Annotated in this window: 22 protein-coding genes; 8 read left to right on the top strand and 14 right to left on the bottom strand. The window is 73.0% G+C overall.

All coding sequences use genetic code 11. The annotated features are described in order from the left end of the window. Positions 1-18 precede the first annotated feature (18 nt). The 7 genes from ACZ4NT_RS25530 to rsmI form a co-directional block, all read right to left on the bottom strand. Positions 19-1,824 (bottom strand): ABC-F family ATP-binding cassette domain-containing protein, encoded by a 1,806-nt coding sequence (locus ACZ4NT_RS25530; protein WP_121402448.1) that lies wholly within the window; start codon positions 1,822-1,824, stop codon positions 19-21. 70 nt (positions 1,825-1,894) lie between these two features. Next, positions 1,895-2,788: a 4-(cytidine 5'-diphospho)-2-C-methyl-D-erythritol kinase gene (locus ACZ4NT_RS25535; RefSeq protein WP_121402447.1), complete on the bottom strand. Its 894-nt coding sequence runs from the start codon at positions 2,786-2,788 to the stop codon at positions 1,895-1,897. Then, positions 2,785-3,708 (bottom strand): 16S rRNA (adenine(1518)-N(6)/adenine(1519)-N(6))-dimethyltransferase RsmA, encoded by a 924-nt coding sequence (gene rsmA / locus ACZ4NT_RS25540; protein WP_121402446.1) that lies wholly within the window; start codon positions 3,706-3,708, stop codon positions 2,785-2,787. Before rsmA ends, ACZ4NT_RS25535 begins: the two co-directional genes overlap by 4 nt. Before the next feature lie 430 nt (positions 3,709-4,138). Then, complete coding sequence (locus tag ACZ4NT_RS25545) at positions 4,139-5,644, bottom strand: ubiquitin-like domain-containing protein (RefSeq protein ID WP_467727802.1); 1,506 nt, start codon at positions 5,642-5,644, stop codon at positions 4,139-4,141. Positions 5,645-5,776: 132 nt separating this feature from the next. Beyond that, entirely contained in the window at positions 5,777-6,646 is an 870-nt protein-coding gene (locus ACZ4NT_RS25550; RefSeq protein ID WP_121402444.1) for a TatD family hydrolase, read from the bottom strand. A 51-nt stretch (positions 6,647-6,697) separates the two neighbouring features. After that, positions 6,698-7,114 carry a hypothetical protein gene (locus tag ACZ4NT_RS25555; protein ID WP_121402443.1) on the bottom strand — a complete coding sequence of 139 codons (417 nt, stop codon included), beginning with the start codon at positions 7,112-7,114 and terminating at the stop codon, positions 6,698-6,700. Between the two features lie 228 nt (positions 7,115-7,342). Next, the gene (gene rsmI, locus ACZ4NT_RS25560) at positions 7,343-8,200 is read right to left on the bottom strand and encodes a 16S rRNA (cytidine(1402)-2'-O)-methyltransferase (RefSeq protein ID WP_121402442.1); all 858 of its coding nucleotides are present in this window, start codon (positions 8,198-8,200) and stop codon (positions 7,343-7,345) included. A gap of 62 nt (positions 8,201-8,262) precedes the next feature. On the opposite strand from rsmI, the gene ACZ4NT_RS25565 reads away from it, so the two are divergent. The 8 genes from ACZ4NT_RS25565 (at position 8,263) to ACZ4NT_RS25600 (ending at position 18,628) form a co-directional block, all read left to right on the top strand. Continuing rightward, positions 8,263-10,002, top strand: coding sequence for a phospholipid carrier-dependent glycosyltransferase (locus ACZ4NT_RS25565; protein ID WP_121402441.1), 1,740 nt, complete (start codon positions 8,263-8,265; stop codon positions 10,000-10,002). Between the two features lie 203 nt (positions 10,003-10,205). Continuing rightward, positions 10,206-11,036, top strand: coding sequence for a hypothetical protein (locus ACZ4NT_RS25570; RefSeq protein WP_467727806.1), 831 nt, complete (start codon positions 10,206-10,208; stop codon positions 11,034-11,036). A 78-nt stretch (positions 11,037-11,114) separates the two neighbouring features. Further along, complete coding sequence (locus ACZ4NT_RS25575) at positions 11,115-11,525, top strand: hypothetical protein (protein WP_467727808.1); 411 nt, start codon at positions 11,115-11,117, stop codon at positions 11,523-11,525. After that, positions 11,522-13,672, top strand: coding sequence for a tetratricopeptide repeat protein (locus ACZ4NT_RS25580; RefSeq protein ID WP_467727810.1), 2,151 nt, complete (start codon positions 11,522-11,524; stop codon positions 13,670-13,672). The genes ACZ4NT_RS25575 and ACZ4NT_RS25580 overlap by 4 nt, the downstream gene beginning before the upstream one ends. Before the next feature lie 114 nt (positions 13,673-13,786). Further along, positions 13,787-15,415: a penicillin-binding transpeptidase domain-containing protein gene (locus ACZ4NT_RS25585; protein ID WP_467727811.1), complete on the top strand. Its 1,629-nt coding sequence runs from the start codon at positions 13,787-13,789 to the stop codon at positions 15,413-15,415. 96 nt (positions 15,416-15,511) lie between these two features. After that, the gene (locus tag ACZ4NT_RS25590; protein WP_467727813.1) at positions 15,512-17,173 is read left to right on the top strand and encodes a penicillin-binding transpeptidase domain-containing protein; all 1,662 of its coding nucleotides are present in this window, start codon (positions 15,512-15,514) and stop codon (positions 17,171-17,173) included. A 25-nt stretch (positions 17,174-17,198) separates the two neighbouring features. Beyond that, on the top strand, positions 17,199-17,786 hold the full coding sequence (locus tag ACZ4NT_RS25595) for a YbaK/EbsC family protein (protein WP_467727815.1): 588 nt from the start codon (positions 17,199-17,201) through the stop codon (positions 17,784-17,786). Further along, on the top strand, positions 17,783-18,628 hold the full coding sequence (locus ACZ4NT_RS25600; RefSeq protein WP_121402436.1) for an EamA family transporter: 846 nt from the start codon (positions 17,783-17,785) through the stop codon (positions 18,626-18,628). The genes ACZ4NT_RS25595 and ACZ4NT_RS25600 overlap by 4 nt, the downstream gene beginning before the upstream one ends. A gap of 15 nt (positions 18,629-18,643) precedes the next feature. Here the strand turns inward: ACZ4NT_RS25600 and ACZ4NT_RS25605 are convergent, their stop codons facing one another. From ACZ4NT_RS25605 to ACZ4NT_RS25635, 7 genes are all read right to left on the bottom strand, one after another. Then, entirely contained in the window at positions 18,644-20,242 is a 1,599-nt protein-coding gene (locus ACZ4NT_RS25605) for an FG-GAP repeat domain-containing protein (RefSeq protein ID WP_147464352.1), read from the bottom strand. A 293-nt stretch (positions 20,243-20,535) separates the two neighbouring features. Continuing rightward, complete coding sequence (locus ACZ4NT_RS25610) at positions 20,536-21,699, bottom strand: serine hydrolase domain-containing protein (protein WP_467727818.1); 1,164 nt, start codon at positions 21,697-21,699, stop codon at positions 20,536-20,538. Positions 21,700-21,781: 82 nt separating this feature from the next. Next, on the bottom strand, positions 21,782-22,228 hold the full coding sequence (locus tag ACZ4NT_RS25615) for an organic hydroperoxide resistance protein (RefSeq protein WP_121402433.1): 447 nt from the start codon (positions 22,226-22,228) through the stop codon (positions 21,782-21,784). A 131-nt stretch (positions 22,229-22,359) separates the two neighbouring features. Then, on the bottom strand, positions 22,360-22,848 hold the full coding sequence (locus tag ACZ4NT_RS25620) for a MarR family winged helix-turn-helix transcriptional regulator (RefSeq protein WP_467727910.1): 489 nt from the start codon (positions 22,846-22,848) through the stop codon (positions 22,360-22,362). Positions 22,849-22,865: 17 nt separating this feature from the next. After that, positions 22,866-23,639, bottom strand: a complete 774-nt coding sequence (locus tag ACZ4NT_RS25625; protein WP_121402432.1) for an ABC transporter ATP-binding protein — start codon at positions 23,637-23,639, stop codon at positions 22,866-22,868. 10 nt (positions 23,640-23,649) lie between these two features. Further along, entirely contained in the window at positions 23,650-24,411 is a 762-nt protein-coding gene (gene cbiQ / locus ACZ4NT_RS25630) for a cobalt ECF transporter T component CbiQ (protein ID WP_467727821.1), read from the bottom strand. 1 nt (position 24,412) lies between these two features. Further along, positions 24,413-25,465: an energy-coupling factor ABC transporter permease gene (locus ACZ4NT_RS25635; protein WP_121402430.1), complete on the bottom strand. Its 1,053-nt coding sequence runs from the start codon at positions 25,463-25,465 to the stop codon at positions 24,413-24,415. Positions 25,466-25,588 lie beyond the last annotated feature (123 nt).

The following is a 25,588-nucleotide window of genomic DNA, read 5'->3' on the forward strand; positions in this document are numbered from 1 at the left end:
TCACGCCCGCTGCGCGCGCTACGCGTCCTCGGCGAGCTCCAGCCAGCGCAGTTCCAGCTCCTCGCGCTCGCCGGCCAACTCCCTCAGTTCGGCGTCCAGTTTGGCCACCTTCTCGAAGTCCGTTGCGTTTTCGGCGATTTGGGCGTGCAGCCTGGTCTCCTTGTCGGAGACCTTGTCCAGCTGACGCTCGATCTTCTGCAGTTCCTTCTTCGCGGCGCGGGCGTCGGCGGCCGACGCGGACCTGGCCGGAGCCGGGGCGGCGGCCAGGACGGCGGCCGCCGCGGCCTCCTCCATGCGGTGGCGCCGCTCCAGGTACTCGTCGATGCCCCGCGGCAGCATCCGCAGGGTGGCGTCCCCGAGCAGCGCGAACACCTTGTCGGTCGTCCGCTCGATGAAGAACCGGTCGTGGGAGATCACGACCATCGAACCGGGCCACCCGTCGAGCACGTCCTCCAGCTGGGTGAGCGTCTCGATGTCCAGGTCGTTGGTGGGCTCGTCGAGGAAGAGGACGTTGGGCTCGTCCATCAGCAGCCGCAGCAGCTGGAGCCGCCGGCGCTCACCACCGGACAGGTCCCCGACCGGCGTCCACTGCTTCTCCTTGCTGAAGCCGAACGTCTCGCAGAGCTGACCCGCGGTCATCTCCCGGCCCTTGCCGAGGTCGACCCGGTCGCGGACGGCCTGCACGGCCTGCAGCACCCGCCAGGTGGGGTCGAGTTCGGCGACCTCCTGGGACAGATAGGCGAGCTTGACGGTCTTGCCCGTGACGATCCGGCCGGCCGCGGGCTGCTTCTCGCCGTCGCTGCGCGCGGCCTCGGCCATCGCCCGCAGCAGGGAGGTCTTGCCCGCGCCGTTCACCCCGACCAGGCCGATCCGGTCACCGGGGCCCAGCTGCCACGTCAGGTGCTTGAGCAGCAGCTTGGGACCGGCCTGGACGGTCACGTCCTTCAGGTCGAAGACGGTCTTGCCGAGCCGCGACGAGGCGAACTTCATCAGCTCGCTCGTGTCGCGCGGCGGCGGCACGTCCGCGATCAGTTCGTTGGCGGCCTCGACCCGGAAGCGCGGCTTGGACGTCCGCGCGGGCGCCCCGCGGCGCAGCCAGGCCAGCTCCTTGCGCACCAGGTTCTGCCGCTTGGTCTCCTCGGTGGCGGCGATCCGCTCCCGCTCGGCCCGCGCGAAGACGTAGTCGGAGTAGCCGCCCTCGTACTCGTACACGGCGCCCTTCTGCACGTCCCACATGCGGGTGGCGACCTGGTCCAGGAACCACCGGTCGTGGGTGACGCACACCAGCGCCGACCGCCGCTCGCGCAGATGCCGGGCGAGCCAGGCGATGCCCTCCACGTCCAGGTGGTTGGTAGGCTCGTCGAGGATGATCAGGTCCTGCTCCTCGATGAGGAGCTTGGCCAGCGCGATGCGCCGCCGCTCACCGCCGGAGAGCGGGCCGATCACCGTGTCGAGACCCTGCGGGAAGCCGGGCAGGTCGAGCCCGCCGAAGAGTCCGGTGAGCACGTCCCGGATCTTGGCGTTGCCCGCCCACTCGTGGTCGGCCATGTCCCGGATGACCTCGTGCCGGACGGTGGCCGCGGGGTCGAGGGAGTCGTGCTGCGTGAGCACGCCGAGGTGCAGGCCGCCGGAGTGCGTGACCCGGCCGGTGTCCGCGTCTTCCAGCTTGGCGAGCAGCCTGATCAGAGTGGTCTTGCCGTCGCCGTTGCGGCCGACCACGCCGATCCTGTCCCCTTCGGACACGCCGAGGGAGACACCGTCGAGCAGGGCACGGGTTCCGTACACCTTGCTGACGGACTCGACATTGACCAGATTGACGGCCATTTCTCTCCTGACAAGGGGGACGATCGACCCTCAAGGGTAGTCCGCGGCCGCCGTCGCCCGGGCCGCGGTCTCAGAGCAGGGTGGCGCCGGGCGCCGGTCCCTCGGTGACCCGTACCGCCCGGCAGGTGCCGGAGGCGAGCAGCGCGTCCGCGACCTCGCGTGCCGAACCCGCGTCCCGGACGAGGAAGGCCGTCGTCGGCCCCGACCCGGAGACCAGCGCGGCGAGGGAGCCCGCGGAGCGGCCGGCGGCCAGGGTGTCGGCCAGCTTCGGGAAGAGGGAGAGCGCGGCGGGCTGCAGGTCGTTGGAGACGGCGGCCGCGAGGGCCGTCGGGTCGCCCTTGGCCAGGGCGTCGAGGAGCTCCTGGGAGGCGGCCGGCGCGGGAACGGTGACGTTCGCGGTGAGGCGGTCGAACTCCCGGTACACGGCCGGTGTCGACAGCCCGCCGTCGGCGACCGCGAAGACCCAGTGGAAGCTGCCGCCGACCTCCAGCACGCGCAGCCGCTCTCCCCGCCCGGTGCCGAGAGCGGCCCCGCCCACCAGACTGAACGGCACATCGCTGCCCAACTCGGCGCAGATGTCGAGGAGTTCCTCCCGCGAGGCCCGGGTGCCCCACAGCGCGTCGCAGGCGAGGAGTGCGCCGGCGGCGTCCGCGCTGCCGCCGGCCATGCCGCCCGCGACGGGGATGTCCTTGGCGATGTGGAGGTGCACGTCGGGCGCGAGACCGTACCGTCCGGCGAGCGCGAGAGCCGCGCGGGCCGCCAGGTTCGTCGTGTCCAGGGGCACCAGCGCGGCGTCCGGGCCCGCGCAGGTGACGCTCAGCTCGTCCGCGGGGGTGGCCGTCACCTCGTCGTACAGCCCGACCGCCAGGAAGACGTTGGCCAGGTCGTGGAAGCCGTCGGGGCGGGCGGCACCCACCGCGAGCTGGACGTTGACCTTGGCCGGGACGCGTACCGTCACCGTCACGATGCCCTGGGCTCCTTCTTCTCGGCGTGCTCGGCGTCCGCCGCCGGTGCGTCGTGTCCGGCGGCGCGGTGCTCCGCGATGCGGACGAACTCCTCGACCGTCAGCGCCTCCCCGCGGGCCTGCGGGGAGACGCCCGCGGCGACGAGCGCGGCCTCGGCGGCCGGGGCGGAGCCCGCCCATCCGGCGAGCGCGGCCCGCAAGGTCTTCCTGCGCTGGGCGAACGCGGCGTCGACCACGGCGAAGACCTCACGCCGGGAGGCCGTGCTCTTCAGGGGCTCGGTCCGCCGCACCAGCGACACCAGGCCGCTGTCGACGTTCGGCGCGGGCCAGAACACGTTCCGTCCGATGGCACCGGCACGCTTGACCTCCGCGTACCAGTTCGCCTTCACGGACGGCACGCCGTACACCTTCGAGCCGGGCGCCGCGGCGAGCCGGTCGGCCACCTCGGCCTGCACCATCACGAGCGTCCGCTCGATGGTCGGGAAGGCCTCCAGCATGTGCAGCAGCACGGGCACGGCGACGTTGTACGGCAGGTTGGCGACGAGTGCGGTGGGCGCGGGCCCCGGCAGTTCGGTCACCTGCATCGCGTCGGAGTGCACGAGCGAGAACCGCTCGGCACGCTCCGGCATGCGCGCCGCGACGGTCGCGGGCAGGGCGGCCGCGAGCACGTCGTCGATCTCCACGGCGACGACCCGGTCGGCGGCCTCCAGCAGACCCAGGGTCAGCGACCCGAGGCCGGGCCCGACCTCGACGACCACGTCGTCGGAGCGCACACCGGCGGTCCGTACGATCCGCCGCACGGTGTTCGCGTCGATCACAAAGTTCTGGCCGCGCTGCTTGGTGGGCCGCACGCCGAGGACGGCCGCGAGTTCGCGGATGTCGGCGGGGCCCAGGAGGGCGTCGGGGGTGGGGCTGCTCACGCCCCAAGGGTACGGGTGGCCGGGACACACCTCGCCCACCCGACACCGACGGACCCCACTCCGACCGGACCACCCCGGTCCATGCCGGACCCACACGCGATGCCCGGGGATCCCTTCAGCACGTCCGGGGAAGCTTCCCGGCCCGCCCGGCGCTTGCGGACGAGCGCGTCGGCGCGACGGCGTCCGGCCACACCCCGGCCGTCCCGACACATGACGCCCGGGGGATGCATTCAGCCCGCCCGGCGACACCCCGGCCCCGTCCCGAGGTCCGAGGAGATGCATCCAGCCCGTCCGGCGCCACCCCGGCCCCGTCCCGAGGTCCGGGGAGATGCATTCAGCCCGTCCGGCGCCACCCCGGGTACGGCCCGGGAGGACGAGCCGGTCGGCGCGGCCGGGGGTTCGGGGGCGGAGCCACGGGAAGGGGGCGTCCTCAGCCGTGCAGGCGGGTGCCACAGTGCGGCCACGGGCTCGCCCCCCGCCGCACATACAGCCGCTTCGCCCGGAACGTCTGCTCCGCCGCGGGCGCGTCCTGGGGCCGCCCGGACCCCCCGAGGCTCTGCCAGGTCCGCGTGTCGAACTGGTAGAGCCCTCCGTACGTCCCGGAGGGATCCACCGCCCCGGGCCGTCCGCCCGACTCGCAGGCCGCGAGCCCGGACCAGTCCAGGTGGTCGGCCCCCGCGACCGACGCCGGCGGCGCCTTCGTCCCGACCTTCACCACCTGCGTCACCGGTTCCCGCACCACCTCGGTCCGCAGCCGCCGCGGCGTCTGCCGTACGCCGTTGACGGTGCGCAGCGCGTAGGTGACCCGGCGGGTCCCGGGCCGCCCGGCCCGCTCGACGACCTCCGTGCCGCGGAACAGCGAGGGGTCCTGCGTCCGCTCCACCGCGAACGGGATGGGCTCCTCGCGGACCTCCTTGGTCCCGGTGATCCGCATGACGGTGACGGTCTGCCCGTCCCGGGGGAAGCTGCCGGGAGCGACGGACGTGGTGTCCTGGCCGCGCAGGGTGATGCCGGCCTCCTCGACGGCCTCCCGGACACTCGCCGCGTTCGTCCGGATCGTCCGCGCCCGGCCGTCCGCCATGATCGTGACGGTCCGCTCGGTGCGGACGTCCAGCGTGAGTCCGGCCCGGCCGATCCGCAGGGAACGCGCGGCGGACACGTACGCGCCCTCCGCGCGCACCCCGAGCATGCGCAGCGCCTCGTCCACCGTGTGCGCCGTCGTCCACACCGTGCGGCGCTGCCCGTCCAGAGTGAGGCGCACAGGCCGTCCGTAGTGGACGGCGACCTCGTCGCCGCTGGCCAGGGCGGTGCCGGGAGCGGGCGCCACGACGTCGTGGGCGCCCACCTCGACGCCCTGGTCGGCGAGCAGCTCGGTCACGTCGTCCGCGAAGGTGTGCAGGGTGCGCGGCTTGCCGTCGACGTTGAGCTCGATCGCCTTGTCCTCGGCGACGAACGCGGAGGTGCCGCCCGCCAGGAACGCCACGACCAGGGCCTGCGGCAGCAGCCGGCGCAGCGGGTCGGGCCGTACGGCGGTGCGTCTGCGGCGGGCGGCGCGCCGGGCCCCGGCGCGTCCCCCGGCCGGCGGGACGGCGGGCGCCGGAAGGGTGCCGTACGGGAGGAGCCCGCCGTCCGGGACGGTCTGCCGCGGCAGCGTGGGCTCCTCGTGCGCGGGCCGGTACGGGTCCTCATGGACCGGGTGGCCGGCCGGACCTCCGGTGCCGCCGGGGCCCGGGTCGGGGCGGCCGTCGTAGCCGCCGTACTCGCCGCGTCCGGCGTGGTCGCCGTACCCGGCACGGCCGCCGTACCCGACGTGGACGTCGTAGGGCAGCGTCGGCGCGCTGTGCGGATCGGGCACGCCGTACGGCACCGGCGGGTCATAGGTGGACGGGCCGGACCGGCCGGCCGGGCCGTACGTCTCGTACTGCGAGTTGCTCACGACGACGCTCCAGGGGGATCGGGCGACCAGAACCTAGCGGAGCGGCCGTCACTCTCCAAAGCAACGCGGCTACACAGTGTCGCGACACTCCCCCAAGGTGGGACCCCGGAAAGCCCCTGGAAGCGTTACGTGTCAGTAATCGAACGCGCGGGCCGTGTTCGCGGCCAGCGCCGTCGCCAGCGCGTCCTCGCCGATGCCCCGGACGGCCGCCATCGCACGGACCGTGACCGGAATGAGATACGGGGCGTTGGGCCGTCCGCGGTACGGCACCGGGGTCAGGAAGGGTGCGTCGGTCTCCACGAGGACCAGCTCCAGCGGCGCCGCGGCGAGCGCGTCGCGCAGCGGCTGGGCGTTCTTGAACGTCATGTTGCCGGCGAAGGACATGAAGTAGCCGGCGCGGGCGCAGACCTCGGCCATCGCCGCATCGCCCGAGTAGCAGTGGAAGACGGTGCGCTCGGGGGCGCCCTCCTCCTGGAGGATGCGCAGCACGTCGGTGTGGGCGTCGCGGTCGTGGATGACCAGGGCCTTGCCGTGCCGCTTGGCGATCTCGATGTGCGCGCGGAAGGACCGCTCCTGGGCGGCCTTTCCCTCGGGGCCGGTGCGGAAGTAGTCGAGCCCGGTCTCACCGACGCCCTTGACCTGCGGCAGGGCGGCCAGCCGGTCGATCTCGGCGAGGGCCTCGTCCAGGGCCGCGTCACCGCCGGCCGTACGCGCCCCCTGCCGGGACCAGCCGTCGGGGTCCCCGTGCACGATGCGGGGCGCCTCGTTGGGGTGCAGCGCGACGGCCGCGTGCACCGCGTCGTACCGGCCGGCCGTCTCGGCCGCCCATCGCGAGCCGTTCACGTCGCAGCCGACCTGGACCACGGTCGTCACACCGACCGACGCGGCCCGGGCGAGGCCTTCCTCGACCGTGCCGGCCTGCATGTCGAGATGGGTGTGCGAGTCGGCGACGGGCACGCTCAGCGGGGCCGGCAGGGGTGGGGCTTCGGCGTTGGAAGGCATGCCCCGATCCTACGAAGGGGGCATGCCGGGTCTCGCGTCGCGGTCGGCGGATCAGCTCGCCCTGCGGTGGTGGAACGGGTGCAGCAGGTCCGAGAAGTGCCAGTGGTGGTGCTCCTTGTGCTCCGGCCCGGGCTCGGGCCCGGTGGGCTCCTCCGACGCCTGCCGCGGCAGGGCGCGCGGCTGCGCGCGCCGCATGGAGTTCAGCGCCGACGACACCTGCCCGGCGCGCATGATGCGCACCACGTGGCTGTCGCAGTTCAGGCAGGTGGGCCGGCTCAGCGGCGACGGCACCACCCGGCCGTCCGCCACGTAGGTCACGAATGCGCTGCCCTCGGCGTCGCGGTGGTGCTCGATCTCGTACGACTGCTCCCAGCCGTGCCCGCAGCGCATGCAGGCGAAGGAATACGACTCGTGAACGGCGTCGGCCGCCGGGACATGGTGCCCGGTCCGCCCTGCGATCTCACTCATTCCAGCTCCTCTTGTCCGCTGGACAAGCGCCTCCGTCAGCGGGGAGGGGATCCGACTCCCCTGCGTCCCCCGGAGGCGAGGGACGGGTGCGTCCCTTCGACCAGTGGACGCTTCTCCCGGCGCGAAAGCATCAGACCTGCCGAGTGTTGGAGCCGTCTTGGCCGTTCCTTGCCGCAACGCCCCCGGACCCTGTCCGAGCTTTGCTTTTCACGATAGTCCTTTGCCCTCTTATGGGGCGCTCTGAGCCGCGTTCTTTGCCGCCACGACGGCATCGAAGACCTCGCGCTTGGGAATCCCCGCCTCGGCGGCCACGGCGGCGATCGCCTCCTTGCGTCGCTCCCCCGCCTCCTCGCGCACCCGCACCCTGCGCACCAGCTCGGCCGCGTCCAGGTCGCCGGCGCCCTTCTCCGGCGCGCCCTCGACGACCACGGTGATCTCGCCGCGTACGCCCTCGGCGGCCCAGGCGGCCAGGTCGGCCAGCGGGCCTCGCTTGATCTCCTCGTACGTCTTCGTCAGCTCGCGGCAGACGGCGGCCCGGCGGTCCCCGCCGAAGACCTCGGCCATCGCGGCGAGGGTGTCGTCGAGCCGGTGCGGGGCCTCGAAGTACACGAGGGTGCGCCGTTCGTCGGCGACCTCCCGCAGCCGGGACAGGCGCTCGCCCGCCTTCCGCGGCAGGAACCCCTCGAAGCAGAACCGGTCGACGGGCAGGCCCGACAGCGCGAGCGCGGTGAGCACCGCGGACGGGCCGGGCACCGCGGTCACCTTGATGTCCTTCTCGACGGCGGCGGCGACCAGCCGGTACCCCGGGTCGGAGACGGACGGCATCCCGGCGTCCGTCACCAGCAGCACCCGGGCCCCGCCGACGAGCGCCTCGACCAGCTCCGGGGTGCGGGCCGCCTCGTTCCCCTCGAAGTACGAGAGCACGCGCCCGGTCGGCAGCGCGTCCAGGGCCTGCGCGAGCCGGCGCAGCCGCCGGGTGTCCTCGGCGGCCACCACGTCCGCGGTCGCCAGCTCGTGGGCGAGCCGCGGCGGGGCGTCGCTCACGTCGCCGATGGGAGTGCCTGCCAGTACAAGGGTTCCTGTCACGTTTCCATCCTCGCAGGGCCCGGGGACGGGACTCCCACAGAGACGTTCCCTACGATGGCGCGGTGACCAGTACCGCGTCCTCCACGGACACCCGGCAGGGCCGGGCCACCGAAGAGCAGCGGCCGTCGTGGCAGCACCGGCTGCGGCGCTTCGGCTACTCGGCGAAGCCCCGAAGCGATGTCCGCGACCGCCTCGTGCCGCCCTACGCGGAGCCCAGCCCCCGCATCTGGGCCGCGCTCGGGCTGCGTCACGAGGTCGCCGAACGGATCACACGCTGGTCCGGATGGGGCGGGCCACTGCTCGTGACCCTGCTGGCCGGGGTGATGCGGTTCTGGAACCTGGGCAGCCCCAAGGCGGTGATATTCGACGAGACCTACTACGCCAAGGACGCCTGGGCACTGGTCCACCGCGGGTACGAGGTCAACTGGGCGAAGGACGCCAACGACCTGATCCTGCAGGGCAACGGCCATGTGTCGATCCCCAGCGACGCGGCTTACGTCGTGCATCCGCCGGTCGGGAAGTACGTCATCGGGCTCGGCGAGACGATGTTCGGCTTCGACCCCTTCGGCTGGCGCTTCATGACGGCGCTGCTCGGCACGCTGTCCGTCCTGATGCTGTGCCGGATCGGCCGTCGGCTCTTCCGCTCCACCTTCCTCGGATGCCTCGCCGGCGCGTTGATGGCGGTGGACGGGCTGCACTTCGTGATGAGCCGGACCTCGCTGCTCGACGGCGTGCTGATGTTCTTCGTGCTGGCCGCGTTCGGCTGCCTCGTCGTCGACCGCGACAAGGCGCGTATGCGGCTGGCCGCCGCGCTGCCGGCCGGACCCGACGGTGTCGTGCGCCCCGATCCGCACACGGCCGAGACGACCCGTTTGGGCTGGCGCCCCTGGCGCTGGGCGGCCGGTCTGATGCTGGGCCTGGCCATCGGCACCAAGTGGAACGGCCTCTACGTGCTGGCCGCGTTCTGTGTGATGGCCGTCCTGTGGGACGTCGCCTCCCGCCGGGTCGCGGGCGCCCGGCACCCGTACTCGGCCGCCCTGCTGCGCGACACCGGCATCACGTTCCTGGCGACGGTGCCGGTCGCCGTCGTCGTCTACCTGGCCTCCTGGACCGGCTGGATCCTCTCCCCCGCCGACGGCAGTGGCGGCTACTTCCGCAACTGGGCCGCGACCGACGGCAAGGGCGGCAACTGGACCGTGCTGCCCGACTGGCTGCGCAGCCTGTGGCACTACGAGCACGAGGTCTACAAGTTCCACGTCGGCCTGTCGTCCCCGCACACGTACCAGTCGAACCCGTGGAGCTGGCTCGTCACCGGTCGCCCGGTCTCGTACTTCTACGAGTCCCCGGCGCCCGGCAAGGACGGCTGCCCGGCCGACGCGGGCGAGAAGTGCGCCCGCGAGGTCCTCGCCCTCGGCACGCCGCTGCTGTGGTGGGCGGCGTGCTTCGCGCTGCTGTACGTGCTCTGGCGCTGGGCATTCCGCCGGGACTGGCGGGCCGGCGCGATCGCCTGCGCCGTCGCCGCCGGGTACCTCCCCTGGTTCCTGTACCAGGAGCGGACGATCTTCTTCTTCTACGCCGTCGTCTTCGTGCCGTTCCTCTGCCTGGCCGTGGCGATGCTGGTCGGCGCGCTCCTCGGCCCACCCGGCTCCAGCGAACGCCGCCGCGTGGCAGGAGCCGCCGGCGCCGGCGTCCTGGTCCTCCTGATCGCCTGGAACTTCATCTATTTCTGGCCGATCTACACGGGCACGGCGATCCCGATCGACGACTGGCGGTCGCGGATGTGGCTGGACACGTGGGTCTAGCCGGGCGGATGCGGCGCGGGCGGTCACGTCGGACCGGCTGATCGGGTGCGTGCAGGAGATCCGTTCCGGCTCCGGCGCGGCCCGCGCGGTGACGGATCTCCGCCGACGTCTCAACTTGGCCACGAGACCGGACGAGCGGCAGGAAGCGCCCTGCCGCTCCTGCTTCACTCGGATGACGACCGTCAAGGCATCCGGGGCGACCGTTGACTCTTTCCGAGAGCTATATCGGGTCCAACGACTTCTGGAACACGGCGATCACCGTCATCGTCGCCGTTCTCGCGGCGTTGTTGGCGGCCTGGGCCACACTTCGCAGCGTGCACCCCCGGCGTCGGCTCGTCTGGCGTCAGCACGTGAATGCCGCTCTCCTCCCGGACGGCGACCTGGCGGCGGGAATCAGCGTGACGCACGGCCGGACTCCCCTGGGCGAGCCGAGACTGGTCGAACTCCTCGTCAAGAACGCCGGCCGCCGAGACCTGCAGAGTTCCGATTTCGCGAACGCCGAGAACTCGCTCGTGTTCGACTTCGGGGCCCCCATCGTCTCGGTGCTGGCATCCCGGGTACGCCCGGAGTCGGCCGCACCCGCGGTGACGTCGGTCGGCGGCACGGAACTCCGCCTGCACCCCCAGCTGATGTCCAGGGGTCAGGTCGTGCAGCTCTCCGTCCTGGTGGACGGCGCTGAGCACGACGTGAGGCTGAAGCTCGCCTCGCTGCTGGAGACCCCGGTCAAGCAGGGAGGGCAGGGCGACTTCGAACCGGCCGGGAAACGGGTCCTGCGCATCGGCGCGGTCGCCGTCCTCGCCTTGATGAGCTCGGCGGTGGCCTATTCGCTGTACGCCACCGCGGCGGCCACCCGTGACGCCACAGAGGCGCTGCGGAGGGACCGGGAGTACATGCAGAGCGCGGCGGCAACCGTCCAGAAGGTCAGCGAGAAACTGATCCTCCTGCAGAAGTGCCGCTACTGGGACACCCACGAGCCGGAACGAGCGAGGAAGGAATGCCCCGAAGTCACGGCACCCCTGGACGAGAGGCAATGATCACGGTCCGCCCATGCCTCCCGCGACTGCCGGATACTGTGTGCCGGAGATTGACAACGGGCTGGAGGGGGCACGTTCGTGGATCCGGAGCTGGCGGTGCTGGCAGGCACAGCAGCCACAACCATGGTCACCGCACTGACGACCGAGGCCTGGCAACGCGCCAGGGACGGTATCGCCTCGTTGTGGCACCGCGCCGAACCGGAGCGCGCCGACGCGATCACCTCGGAGCTCGACGCGACCCGGACGGACCTGCTGGCCGCGCAGGCCGATGGTGACGTCGAATCCCGGAGTGAACTCAGCGCGGAGTGGCAGGGCCGCATCCGGCGGTTCATCAGGACGCATCCCGAAGAGGCCGAGGCGCTCCGGACGCTGATCAGCGAACTGCAGCCACTCGCACCGGCGGCTCCGTCGGTGACGCAGCACGCCACCGCCTCCGGACAGGCTCGCGTCTACCAGGCGGGCCGCGACCAGAACGTCACCGAACGGTGAACGGCAGCCAGGACGCGCGGGCCGACGGGTACGGCCGGGTCTACCAGGCGACGGGCGACCAGCACATCGTCGAGCACCATCACCACGCTCCCGACTGGTCGGGGCCCGACTCGGTACGGCACCCGGCCGTCGGCCGCGCTCCGGTGGTACTGCGGGACCGGACCGGGGAGATGAACCGTCTGCGGGCCGCCGTCGAGCCCGGCGTCGGCAACCGCGTCTACGTCCTCCACGGCCTGGGAGGCTGCGGCAAGACCGCCGTCGCCTACACCCTCTTTCGCCACGCCACCACCCAGGTCGGCCGCATCGGGCTCTGGGTCAACGCCTCCGACCCGGCTTCGCTGCGCGCCGGCATGCTCGCCGTCGCCGCCGACCGCGGGGCCACCGACGCCGAACTCACCGGCGCCCGCAGCGGGTTACGTCCCGCCGCCGACCTGGTCTGGCACTGCCTCGACCGCTCCGACCAACCGTGGCTGCTGGTGCTCGACAACGCCGACACCCCCGCCATCCTGAGGGACGGCGGTTGGCTCCGTACGAGCCCCGCCGGAACCGTCGTCGTCACCACCCGCCAAGCGGCGGCCCGCTGGTGGCCGGGCGCCGACCTGCTCCAGTTCGGCGTCCTGCCGCGCGAGGACGCCGCCCGCGTGCTGCAGGACATCGCTCCGCACGCGGGAAGCGCCGAGGACGCGGCGGAGGTCGCCGACCGCCTCGGACGCCTGCCCCTGGCGCTCACCCTGGCGGGCGGGTTCCTCGCCCACCAGGTCATCGACCCGTGGACCCTCGCCGACTACGGGCACCGACTCGTCGACGCCACCGGCCTCCAGCCGATCGAACTCATAGACCAGGGCGCCGAGGCCGGTGCCGACTCACGCCACCTGCTCAGCCGCACGTGGCAGCTCTCCCTGGACGCCCTCATCGCCCAGGGTCTTCCCGAGGCCACCTCGCTGCTGCGTCTGCTCGCCTGCTGGGCCGGCGACCCGCTTCCGCTCAAGGTCCTTGCCGGGGCCGGAATCGACCCGGTGCTGCACCCGTCTCGTGTGGAGACCGCCCTGCGGGGGCTGCTCGACCACTCGCTCACGGAACTCGTGTCCGGTGAGGTGCGCGGCCTGCGCACCCACGGGATTCTGCTCGACAGCGTCGCTCTGGCCACGCCGGGCGACCAGCGGGACCTGCTCGCCACGACTGCCGCCCGGCTGCTCGCGGCGGTGCTGCCGGAGGTGCCCGAACGCGGCGCGCAGGACCCCGTGGTGATCCCGCTCGCGCCCCATGTGCTCGCGTTGCTTCGGCGAGCGGTGAACTGGAGAACCGGGCCGTCCGCGGTCCGGGCGGCGACCGACTGTGCCGTCCGGCTCGTCGTCGCCGTCCACCGGTCGGGCGACTACGCCTCGGCACTCAGGCTGGCGGAGGAAGCCCTGGACCTCGCCGCCCCGGCTCTGGACGCCGACGACGTGCTGCTTCTCCGGCTTCGTATGCGCACGGGTCGCGCTCTCTTTCGTCTCGGCCGATTCGAGGAGTCCGAGGCCGTCCACCGTCAGGTTCTCGAAGACTGCGAGCGCGCCCTCGGGGCCGACGCCCCGGACACCTTGGAGGCGAGCCTGCGGCTGGCGAGTCCGCTCTACAACCTGGGCCGGGTCCTGGAGGCGGTCCCCTCGGTGCGGCGGGCGGTGCGGGGGCGGGAGGACTCTCTCGGGCGACTGCACCCACTCACCCTCATCGCACGGAAGTACCTCCTGGAGATGGCCGCCGCCCCGGAGGCGGCCGCAATCCCGGAGCGAGACGAGATAGTCGCCACCGGCCCCGCCCTGATCGCGGACTGCCGCAGCGTGACCGGGGACAACCACCCGATGACGCTGGGAGCAGAACTCAATTACGCCTTCGTTCTGTCCAGGACGGGGATGCCGAACGAAGCCCTGCCCCACGCTCGCAACGCGTTGGCCGGCTACCTGCAGCTCTACACCGAGAACTACCCCCTGGTGCTGGCCGCACGGCAGACGCTCAGCACCGTTCTGGACGCGCTCGGACGCACTGCCGAGGCGGTCGAGCAGGGTGAGCTGCTCGTGGAGGGCCGAACCAGAGTGCTCGGCCCGGCACACCCGTGGACCGTCGTGGGCAGGGACCTCCTGGCGCGGTACCGGGACCGCCAGCCGTGAGTGCGGCTTCCCTGTCGGCGCGGGGATCCCCGGCCTAACAATCAGGGAAACTCCCTCCCCACCCGTCACTCGCCCGGCTTAGAGTGCAAACGCTTCCGGGGAGGGGATCGCGTCATGCGCAAGGGGGTCAAGGCTGCCGTCGTCGGCAGTGTGTTCGCGGTGATGGTGGGGGGCGCCGGCTACGGCGCGTACAACGTGGTGACCGCCATCAACGGGGACGGTTCGGGGGGCGGACCCGCGCCCGTGAAGACCGGGACGCCGAGCGGGGACGAGGTCGAGGCGACCACCGGGAAGTTCTTCGCCGCCTGGGAGAAGGGCGACGCCGCCGAGGCCGCGCGGTACACGAACGACGCCGTCGCGGCCGAGCCGCTGCTGGCCGCCTACCGCGACGACGCGCACCTCACGAAGGTGCGGATCACGCCGGGCTCGCCGTCCGGGACGACCGTGCCGTACTCGGTCCGGGCGACGGTCTCGTACCGGGGGAAGAGCAAGCCCTTGTCGTACGAGTCCGAACTGACCGTCGTGCGCGGGGTCACCACCGGCAAGGCGCTCGTCGGGTGGAAGCCGTCCGTCGTGCATCCCGATCTGGTGGAGGGCGACACGCTGGTGACGGGGGAGTCGGCGAACCCGCCGATCCGGGCCGTGGACCGGAACAACGTTGTCCTGGACAAGGACAAGTACCCCTCCCTGGGCCCGATCCTGGACGCCCTGCGCGGCAAGTACGGCGACAAGGCGGGCGGTACGCCCGGTATCGAGCTGTCGATTCGCCACGCGAACGAGAACGCGGGCGACAAGACGCTGGTGACGCTCGCCAAGGGCGAGCCGGGCAGGCTGCGCACCACGCTCAGCGCGAGCGCGCAGGCGGCGGCCGAGCGGGCCGTCGAGGGGTACGCCCAGTCGTCCGTGGTGGCGGTCAAGCCCAGCACGGGTGAGGTGCTGGCGGTCGCGAACCACCGTCGGGACGCCTTCAACGCGGCCTTCGAGGGCCGGCTCGCCCCGGGCTCCACGATGAAGATCATCACCGCGGCGATGCTCATCGACAACGGGGTGACGTCGATGAACGGGCCAGCGCCCTGCACGGACACCGCCGTCTGGCAGAGCCAGACCTTCCACAACCTCACGGGCATGGTCGCCAACGAGAAGGCCACGCTCGCCAACAGCTTCATGCGCTCGTGCAACACCGCCTTCGTGAAGCTCGTCGACGAGAAGCCGCTCACCGACGCGTCGCTGACCACCGAGGCGCAGGAGCGGTTCGGTCTCGGCCGGGACAACTGGAAGACCGGGATCATCTCGTTCGACGGCAGGATCCCCGCGTCCGGCGGCCCCAACCGCGCGGCCAACGCGATCGGCCAGGGCGAGGTCCAGATGAGCCCGCTGAACATGGCGTCCGTCACCGCGACCGCCATCACGGGCTCGTTCCGCCAGCCCTACCTCGTCTCGCCGAAGCTCGACGACCGGCCGCTCGCCACCGCCCGCGGTCTGAGCGGCGGGACCGTGCAGCAGCTGAGGCAGATGATGCGCCTGACCGCGACCCAGGGCACCGGCGCTCCCGCGATGGCGAGGCTGGGCGGGGACATCGGTGCCAAGACCGGTTCCGCCGAGGTCGACGGCCAGGCGAAGTCCAACAGCTGGTTCACCGGGTTCCGGAACGACATGGCGGTCGCCGCGATGACGGAGGAGGGCGGGCACGGCGGGGACGCGGCCGGGCCGATCGTCGCGGCCGTGCTGAGAACGAGCGGTTGACGTCACACCGGTCCCGCCGGGACCCCTCGGTGGTGCCTGTCGTTGAATACCTGAGGGCAACGGGGCATCAGGGGAACCAGCAAAGGATCTGCAGCTGTGGGCAAGAGAGGGCGCGCCGCCGAGCGTAGGAGGACGAGACCCGCCGTGATCGGCGGGCTCATCGCCGTGGTCGTCGCGGGCGGGGGCTTCGGCGCCTACAGCGTGTTCGGCGGGGCGGACGGCGACGGCTCCACGAGCGCCGACCAGAAGCCGGTGAAGACCGGTCCGCTGTCGGCGGCCGAAGTGCGCACGGCCGCGACGCGGTTCCTCACCGCCTGGCAGCAGGGCCGCACCGCGAAGGCCGCCGCCTTCACCGACGACGCGGCCTCCGCCGAGGCCGCCCTCACCGGCTACCGCAAGGACGCGCACATCACCGGCGTGAAGCTGACACCCGGCAGGCGGGCGGGGGCCGCCGTCCCATTCTCGGTCAAGGCCACGGTGACCTACCGGGGCAGGAGCAAGCCGCTCGCGTACGACGCGCGGCTGACCGTCGTGCGGCGGGCCGGGGACGGGGGCCCGCTCGTCGACTGGAAACCCTCCGTCGTCCACCCCGACCTGCGGGACGGCGACCGGCTGGTGACCGGCGCGTCGGGCACGCCCCCGGTCAGGGCGCTCGACGCGGACGGCGGGGAACTGACCACCGCCGCGTACCCGTCGCTGGGCACGGTGCTGGACGGGCTGCGGGAGAAGTACGGCAAGAAGGCCGGCGGCAAGGCGGGCGTCGAGCTGCGGGTGGTCCGCAAGGCCGCCGAGAAGGGCGCCGACAAGACACCCGACAAGACCCTGGTGACCCTGAGCGAGGGCACGCCGGGGACGGTGCGCACGACGCTCAGCCCCGCCCTCCAGGCGAAGGCCGAGCAGCAGGTGGCGAAGAAGTCCCGGGCGTCGGTCGTGGTGATGCGCCCCTCGACCGGCGCGATCCTGGCCGTCGCCAACTCCGGCCACGGCTTCAACACCGCCTTCCAGGGTTCCCTGGCGCCCGGCTCCACGATGAAGATCATCACGTCGTCGCTGCTGATCGACAAGGGCCTGGCGTCGGCGGAGAAGCGGCACCCCTGCCCCAAGTACGTGACGTACGGCGGCTGGAAGTTCCAGAACGACGACAAGTTCCAGATCAAGAACGGCACGTTCAAGGCGAGCTTCGCGGCGTCCTGCAACACGGCCTTCATCTCGCAGGCCGAGAAGCTGGACAACGGCGACCTGACCGAGCAGGCGCAGCAGGTCTTCGGGCTCGGCAGGGACGACTGGTCCATCGGGGTGCCGTCCTTCGACGGCGCGGTGCCGGTGCAGAGCGCCGCGTCGATGGCCGCCTCGCTGATCGGCCAGGGCGGGGTACGCATGAACCCGCTGAACATGGCCTCGGTGGTGTCGACGGCCAAGACGGGGGCCTTCCACCAGCCGTACCTGGTCTCCCCCGACGTCGACGACCGCACCCTGGCCAAGGCCTCCCGATCGCTGTCCCCCGGTACGCGGGCCCAGCTGCGGGAACTCCTGCGCTACACGGCCGCCGCCGGCACCGCCGCCCGGGCCATGTCCGGGCTCGGCCCCGACTTCGGCGCCAAGACGGGTTCCGCGGAGGTCGACGGACAGAAGGAACCGAACGGCTGGTTCACGGCCTGGAAGGGCGACCTGGCGGCCGCGGGCGTGGTGCAGGCGGGCGGGCACGGCGGCGATTCCGCGGGCCCGGTCGTGGCGGCCCTGCTGCGCGCCGGAAGCTGACGTCCGCTCCCCGGAACCCGTTCGCATGTCCTGTACACGCACCGCTACGGTGCCGTCCATGACTGCCGCCGAAGAGCACGCCGCCCATCCCCGATTCGCCGAGGCCCTGCGCGAGGCGGGCCTCGGGGACCTGCTGCCGCGGGTGCGCCGCTTCCCGGAAGCGACGCGCACCGCAGCCGAGGCCGCCGCCGCGATCGGCTGCGAGCTGAGCCAGATCTGCAAGTCGCTGATCTTCGCCGCGGACGGGGTTCCGGTGCTGGTGCTGATGGACGGCGCGTCCCGGGTGGACCTGGAGCTGGTACGGCGGGAGCTGGGCGCGGGGAAGGTCACCCGGGCCCGGGCTGACCTGGTCAGGGAGACGACGGGGTACGCGATCGGCGGGGTCCCGCCCTTCGGCCACCGCACGCGGACGCGTGTCCTGGCGGACCGCTCGCTCTTCGGCCACGACACCGTGTGGGCCGCGGCCGGAACGCCGTACGCCGTCTTCCCGATGACCCCCGACGCCCTGGTGAGCCACGCGGGCGCGACGCTGGTGGACGTGCGCGAGCAGGACGCGGCCGAACGGGACGAGCCGGGCGTGGGCGGCGCGGACGTGCGCGAGCAGGCCCGGTGACCCCGCTCGTCACCGCGGCCGTGCTGCTCGCCGCCGTCACGCACGCCGGATGGAACGCGCTCGCGCACCGCATCACGGACAAGCTGGTCGGCTTCACGCTGATCGCGGGCGGCGGGACGCTCCTGGGGATGGCCGCGGCGCCGTTCGTGCCGTTCCCGGCGGCCGGGGCGTGGCCGTATCTGATCGCCTCGGCCGCCATCCACGTCGTGTACTACATGCTGCTGATGCGCTCGTTCCGGCTCGGCGACTTCGGGCAGGCGTACCCGATCGCCCGCGGGACCGCTCCGCTCGTCGTGACCGTGCTCGCGGCCGTCTTCGCGCACGAGGTCCCGGACCGGTGGGCGGCGGCCGGCGTCGCGCTGTCCTGCGCGGGCCTGACGGGCGTGGCCCTGTGGGGCCTGCGCGGGCGGCGGCCCGACTGGGCGGCGATCGGGGCGGCGCTGGCCACCGGCCTGGCGATCGCCGCGTACACCGTCGTCGACGGGCTCGGGGTCCGGGCCTCCGGCTCCTCCCTCGGTTACACGGCCTGGCTGATGGCCGCGGAGGGCTGGGCGATCCCGGCTTACGCGGTGTACCGCTGGCGGGGCGAAACGGTGGCGCTCCTGCGCCCGTTCGCGGCCGTCGGTCTCCTCGGTGCCGTGCTCTCGGTCTCGGCGTACGGCCTGGTCCTGTGGGCGCAGACCCGCGCGGAGCTGGCGCCGATCGCGGCGCTGCGGGAGTCCTCCATCATCGTGGGGGCGGCCATCGGCGCGATCTTCTTCAAGGAGCGCTTCGGAGCGCCCCGAGTGGCGGCGGCCGGGCTGCTCGTGGTGGGCATCGGCCTGATGCTGCACGCGGGTTGAGGCGCGGCCGGATGCTCACCCCGGGCCCAGGTCCCGTACGGGGACGAACCGGGCCTTCTTGATGTCCGGGCCGTCGGCGGCCCCGGGGAGGACCCAGTAGCCGTGCTCCTCACGGGGCTTGGCGAAGCCCCGGTAGCCCAGGAGGAGTTCGGCCCGCCCGTCGTGGTCGAGGTCGGCGGCGGCGACGTCCCAGCCGAAGTTGTCGGCGTCCGCCGGGTGCGTGGGCCGGCTGCGCAGGTGGAGCCGGTACCGGTCGAGGGTGAGCGGGGGCGCGTAGCCGCCGTCCGGCCGCGAGAGCAGGACCGTCACGGTGCCCGCCGGTTTGCTGCGGGAGTCCCGGTACACCGGGTCGTCCTGGCCGTCGCCGTTCAGGTCGGCCAGGACGGGACCCGGCGTGTATCCGAGGGTCCTGAGGGTTCCGGGCGGGTCGTCGCTCCCGGTGTCGTAGGGGGCGGGAAGCCGGGTCGTGCGGGCGCCGGGGCCGCGCGGTCCGCCGTGCAGGATCGTGCCGTCGGTCCGGAGGACGTCCGTGTACCGGTCGCCGTCCAGTTGTCCTGCGGTGAGCAGCGGTACGGTCCGGTCGCGGTCCGGCAGGGGCAGCGCCCTCGCGGTGCCGGGCGGCAGGGCGGCCGGGGCCGGCCCCTCGGGCGTACCGCGGTAGTAGCGGGTGTCCACGAGGTCGCGGGGCAGCAGGTCCTCGTCGTACCAGTCGGACACGCTCTGGTCCTCCGGCGGTACGGGCAGCCCGCCGCGGGTGACCACGTCGTCGCGGCCGTCCGCGTCGAAGTCGCCGGTGACCAGGCTGGTCACGCCCACGTACCCGCCCTGGGTCACCTCCACGGCGACGGTCCTGCGGGGGGCGCCGGTGCGTGTGAAGGGCCCGTAGAGGACGGTCAGGCAGGTCGTGGGGCGCGGGACGCGGAAACCCGGTGGCCGTGTCTCGCGGCCGTCCCGCAGCCCGACCAGGTCCAGCGCCCCGTCCCCGTCGAAGTCACCGGCCGCCGTGAACAGGGGGTGGGCGGCGGGGAGCCGGACCGTGCGGGGGGTGCCGCCGGCGGTGCCCCAGACGACGCTCTGCCCGGTCCAGGAGTGCTCGCGGTCGTGGAGCAGGTTCTGGACGACGAGGTCCGCCAGTCCGTCGCCGTCCAGGTCCCCGCTGAGGTGGGCGGCGCTGTTCGCGACCAGCGGGCGGGTGCTGGTGGCCGGGTCCAGACCGGGCCGGCTCAGCGGTACGGCGGCCGCCGGGGCGATGCCGTGCGGGGAGCCCGGAACGACGACGCGGTGGTGCAGCCAGCCGCCGCCCTCCGCGGGTCGGTACCAGGCGTTCAGATGGACGTCGGAGAAGCCGTCGCCGTTGAAGTCCGAGCGGTTGACCGGTCGGTGCGGGGCCGTTGTGCCGGTGCGCGCCGGGGCGGCGGGCGGAGCCGGGCACACGGCCGGGGCGACCGCCGGCGCCCTGCCGTCCGAGGCGGCCGGCGGAGTGCGCTCCGGTAGGCCCGGGTTGCGATGACGTCCGGAGGAACCGGAGAGGTGCACGTGGACCAGCACGCTCGCGAGACTCGCCACGAGCACGGCGACGGCGACGACGGCTGTGGCGGTGCGGCGGCGGGACACGGATCGAGTCTCGGCCGGACGGCCGGGCACCGCCAGGCCCGGCATGTTCCGGATCGGCAAAGGAGGTGGAACCGCCCGACGCCACGAACGCCGCTCGGCCCGTCGCCACGGACGCCGCTAAGCCCGTCACCAAGGACGCCGCTAAACCCGTCACCGCCGGCGCCGCTCGGCCGGAGAGCGCGGATCGCCGCGCACGTCCGGTGTCCCCGTGCCGCACGCCGCAGCGCCGCTCCGCACGCCGCCACGGACGCCGGACGCGCCCACGGAGGGCGGCCGGAGAGCCCGGACGCCCGTCAACGGGAGAGCGCCGCCTGCACCCCCCGGATCAGCGCCTGCGCCCGCGGGTCCGCCGTCACCGTCTTGCGGAAGCCGTTGGTGACGTAGCCGAAGGCGATGCCCGACGCGGGGTCGGCGAAGCCGAGGGGGCCGCCCCGGCCGGGGTGACCGAAGGAGCCGGGTCCGAGCAGCGGGGACGCGGTGCCGTGCAGCATGCAGCCGAGGCCGAAACGGGTGTTGACCACCAGGACGCGGTCCGGCCCCGCGGACTCCTCCGCGCGGGCCAGTTCGACGGTGGCCGGGGTGAACAGGCGCTCTCGGCCGTCCACTTCGCCGATGAGGGAGGCGTAGAAGCGGGCCAGCGCCTCGGCCGTGGCGATCCCGTTGGAGGCGGGCAGCACCGCCGCCCGGTACGCCGGGTCGTTGTCGTCGGGGTGCGGGGTGATCGCGGCGAAGGCCCGGCTGGTGAGGGAGGACGGGTCGGCGTAGGCCTCGGCCACGGACCGCTTCGGGCGCATCCGCAGGCTGCTCGCCGTCTCCGGCGGCGTGACCCGTCCGGAACGCCCCACGCGGTGCCGCTGCGCGTCCGGCAGCCCCACCCACAGGTCGGCACCGAGGGGCCCGGCGATCTCGTCCGCGATCCAGTCGCCGATACCCCGCCCGGTGATCCGGCGCACGAGTTCGCCGACCAGCCAGCCGTAGGTGTGCGCGTGGTAGCCGTGGTCCGTCCCGGGATCCCAGGCCGGAGCCTGCGCGGCGAGCACCGCGGCCGTGTGCCCGGGGTCCGCCGCCTCGGCGGGCGTCAGCGGACGGTCGACCACCGGCACGCCCGCCCGGTGCGAGAGCACGTGCCGGACCAGCACGCCCTCCTTGCCCTGCGCCTTGAACTCCGGCCAGTACGCGCCGACCGGAGCGTCCAGGTCCACCTGCCCGCGCTGGTGCAGCAGCAGGAGTACGGCGGCGGCGACGCCCTTCGTCGCGGAGTGGACGACGTGCGCGGTCCCCCGCTGCCAGGGCTCGGTGCCGTCCACGTCCCGCGTGCCGCCCCACAGGTCGACGACCTTGCGCCCGTGCCGGTACACGGTCACCGCGGCGCCCCGCTCGCCGAGCGCGTCGAAGTTGCGGACGAACGCCGCCCTGACCGGCTCGAAGCCCTCGGCCACTGTGCCGTTCACGTCCACGCCCGCCACTCCTGTCCTGCCCGCCGACCCTCGGCACCCGTCGATGCAACAGCCGTCCGGCACGCCCGATTCCTGCGGCGTGCTATCCGAGCAGGATCGTGACCTCGATGTTGCCGCGGGTCGCGTTGGAGTACGGGCAGACCTGGTGCGCCTCGTCGACGAGCCGCGCGGCGAGTTCCCGGTCGACGACGGGCAGGGAGACGCTCAGGGCGACCGCGAGGCCGTATCCGCCCTGGGCGTTGGGGCCGATGCCGACCTTCGCGGCGACCGTGGACCCGGTCAGGTCGTAGCCCGCGCGTCGGCCGACGAGCACGAGGGCGTTGTGGAAGCAGGCGCTGTACCCGGCGGCGAACAACTGCTCCGGGTTCGTCCCGTCGCCGTCACCGCCGAGCGCCGGCGGCATCGCCACCCGCAGCTCCAGCCGGCCGTCCTGGCTGGTCACATAGCCGTCCCGGCCACCGTGCGCGGTGGCCTCGGCGACATACATGATCTTCGTCGGACGCGTGTCGACAGCGGTGCCGTCCGTCATGGCCGCCCCTCCCGGGAAAAAGTGCACGCAAGTACATCGTGCACAAGGTATCCATCGGTGAGCGGCCCCGGTTACCCGGGGGTAGCCGATACCCGGCCGCGCCGGCCCGCTCCCGGATCACGCCCGCGTGGTCAGCGCCCGCGCTCCGCCGCGCTCTCCGCCCGCTCCGCGAGCCGCCACAGCTCCTCCCGCAGTCGGGCCACCTCGTCGCCGCTCACCCCGGTCGCCGCCAGCAGCGCCTGCGGGACGCTCTCCGCGCGCTCGCGCAGTGCCTCGCCCCGCCCGGTCGGTGCGACGAGCACGGACCGTTCGTCGCGGGCCGAGCGTTCACGGCGCAGCAGACCGGCCGCTTCCAGTCGCTTGAGGAGCGGCGACACCGTGCCGAAGTCGAGCCGGAGGGCGCCCGCCAGCTCCTTCACCGTCGTCTCGCCGCGCTCCCAGAGCACCAGCATGACCAGGTACTGGGGGTAGGTGAGTCCGAGATCCTCGAGGAGCGGGCGGTACGCGGCGGTCACCGCCCGCTGGGCCGCGTACAGCGCGAAGCACAGCTGCTCGTCCAGCAGCAGTGCACCGGTCCGCGTGTCCGACGCGTCCGGCGTGTGCGGAGCGGTGTCCGGGATGCCCGTCTCTTCGTTCGTCACGCGCCCATTGTCACGGAGCGGGGGTCGAAGCCGAAGGGCAGCTCCAGCCGGTGGCTGCGCATCAGCGCGTCGTCCGAGAGCAGTTCGCCGGTCTTCCCGTCGGCCGCGATGACTCCGTCGCTGAGGACGAGGGCGCGGGGGCACAGCTCCAGGGCGTACGGCAGGTCGTGCGTGACCATGAACACGGTGACGTCCAACGACCGCAGGATGTCGGCGAGTTCGCGCCGCGAGGCCGGGTCGAGGTTGGAGGAGGGCTCGTCCAGGACGAGGATCTCCGGCTCCATCGCGAGGACCGTGGCCACGGCCACCCGGCGGCGCTGCCCGAAGGAGAGGTGGTGCGGCGGGCGATCGGCGTAGGACTCCATGCCGACCTGCTCCAGGGCCGTGCGCACGCGGCTCTCCAGCGCCTCCCCCTTCAGTCCGGCCGCGGCGGGTCCGAACGCCACGTCCTCGCGCACGGTCGGCATGAAGAGCTGGTCGTCGGGGTCCTGGAAGACGATGCCGACCTTGCGCCGGATCTCCGCCATGTGCTTCCGGCCGACCGGGAGTCCGGCGACCGTCACGGTCCCGGCGCCGCCGGACAGGATGCCGTTGAGGTGCAGCACGAGCGTGGTCTTGCCGGCGCCGTTCGGCCCGAGCAGGGCCACCCGCTCGCCCCGCCCGATGGTGAAGTCGACGCCGAAGAGGGCCTGGTGGCCGTCGGGGTAGGCGAAGGCCAGCCCGGCGACTTCCAGGGAGGGCGGGAGCGCGGTGGGGGTCACAGGGTCCATCCAGAAGGGGTCACAGGGTCCATCCCAGCAGACAGACGACGAGGGCGGCGAGGGGGAGGGTGAGGGCGTGGGTCCACTGGGCCCGGGACGCGGTCACCTCGTCGATCACCGGCATCGAGCCGGCGTATCCCCGGCTCACCATGGTCAGGTGCACGCGCTCCCCGCGCTCGTAGGAGCGGATGAAGAGCGCGCCCGCCGACTTGGCGAGGACGCCCCACTGACGGACACCGCGGGCCTCGAAGCCGCGGGACTCGCGCGCGATGCGCATGCGCCGCATCTCGTCCGTGATGACGTCCCCGTAGCGGATCATGAAGGACGCGATCTGCACGAGGAGCGGCGGGAGCTTCAGGCGCTGGAGGCCGAGGAGCAGTTCGCGCAGCTCGGTCGTGGAGGCGAGGAGTACGGAGGCCGCGACGCCCAGCGTCCCCTTGGCGAGGACGTTCCAGGCGCCCCAGAGTCCGTTCACGCTCAGGGACATGCCGAGCACGTCCACGCGCTCGCCCTCCGCGACGAACGGCATGAGCACCGCGAAGGCGACGAAGGGGACCTCGATCAGCAGGCGCTTCAGGAGGAAGGGCGCGGGCACGCGGGCCCGGTACGCGACGCCGGCGAGGAGCACCGCGTACAGCGCGAACGCCCACATCGCCTCGCGCGGGGTGGACACCACGACGACCACGAAGCCGAAGGCCGCGGCGAGTTTGGTGTGCGGCGGCAGGCTGTGCACCGGCGAGTGCCCGTGCCGGTAGAGCTTGTGGGCGTGGCCCGCACCCATCTCAGACGCCCTCGGGGAGGGAGGCGGGCGAGGCGTCCCCCGACCGGCGCCTGCGGACCGCCCAGAAGACTCCGGTGCCCGCGACGACGGTGACGCCGACGCCGATCACGCCCGCGAGACCCCCGGAGATCCGGGCGTCGGAGACGTCCTTGACGCCGTAGTCGGCGAGCGGCGAGTCGGACGCGGCGTGCTCCTCGGCCTTCTTGTCGATGCCCTGGTCGTGGGCGACCTTCTCCAGACCGTCGGGGCTGGCGGAGGCGTAGAAGCTCACGAAGCCCGCGAGGACGACGGAGGCGGCCAGACCGGTGGCCCAGACGGCACGCCGGGAGGTCCGGGCGGCCACCGGGACGGTGGCGGTGCCCGGGGCGTCGACCAGCTCGCCGTTGACGCGCAGCTTCAGCCGCGGCTGGAGGCCCCGCGCCCCGTGCACGAGGTCCGGCCGTACGGCGATCACGGCGCCGACCGTGAGGGCGGTGATCGCCGCCTCGCCGAGGCCGATGAGGACGTGGACGCCGATCATGGCGGTGGCGACCTTGGTGATCGAGACGTCGGTGGTGCCGCCGAGCGCGTAGAGGAAGGTGAAGGCGACGGCGGCGCCGGGTACGGAGAGCAGCGCGGCGACGAAGGCGGCGGCGGTGATCGAGCTCCGCTTGCGCGGGAGCACCTTCACCAGGCCGCGGAAGGCGGCGTACGCCACCACGGTCGTGACGATCGCCATGTCGGTGATGTTCACCCCGAGCGCGGTGAGGCCGCCGTCCGCGAAGAGGATGCCCTGCATCAGCAGCACCACGGACACGCAGAGGACCCCGGTGAAGGGGCCGACGAGTATCGCCGCCAGTGCGCCGCCCAGCAGGTGTCCGCTGGTCCCGGCGGCGACCGGGAAGTTCAGCATCTGTACGGCGAAGATGAAGGCGGCGACCAGGCCGGCGAGCGGCGCGGTCCTCTCGTCCAGCTCGCGGCGGGCCCCCTTGAGGCTCACGGCGATGGCACCGGCGGCGACCACGCCGGTGACCGCGGAGACCGGGGCGTTGATGAATCCGTCAGGCACATGCACCGTTCGAGGATAGCGCCTTGTTGCGAACGAGTTGCAAGAGCGACCGCCCTATGAATAGTCCGGGGCCACCGAAAACGGGTCCGGGGGCGACTTCCGCGAAATATGCGACATTGGAGGGGAAGC

Source organism: Streptomyces sp. NPDC026417 (genome assembly GCF_055567695.1).

Coding starts and splice junctions, on each gene's coding strand:
- cbiQ (WP_467727821.1), bottom strand. CDS start 24,411: ATGGGTGCGGGCCACGCCCACAAGCTCTACCGGCACGGGCACTCGCCG.
- ACZ4NT_RS25555 (WP_121402443.1), bottom strand. CDS start 7,114: ATGAGTGAGATCGCAGGGCGGACCGGGCACCATGTCCCGGCGGCCGAC.
- ACZ4NT_RS25615 (WP_121402433.1), bottom strand. CDS start 22,228: ATGACGGACGGCACCGCTGTCGACACGCGTCCGACGAAGATCATGTAT.
- ACZ4NT_RS25625 (WP_121402432.1), bottom strand. CDS start 23,639: ATGGACCCTGTGACCCCCACCGCGCTCCCGCCCTCCCTGGAAGTCGCC.
- ACZ4NT_RS25530 (WP_121402448.1), bottom strand. CDS start 1,824: ATGGCCGTCAATCTGGTCAATGTCGAGTCCGTCAGCAAGGTGTACGGA.
- ACZ4NT_RS25585 (WP_467727811.1), top strand. CDS start 13,787: ATGCGCAAGGGGGTCAAGGCTGCCGTCGTCGGCAGTGTGTTCGCGGTG.
- ACZ4NT_RS25595 (WP_467727815.1), top strand. CDS start 17,199: ATGTCCTGTACACGCACCGCTACGGTGCCGTCCATGACTGCCGCCGAA.
- ACZ4NT_RS25550 (WP_121402444.1), bottom strand. CDS start 6,646: ATGCCTTCCAACGCCGAAGCCCCACCCCTGCCGGCCCCGCTGAGCGTG.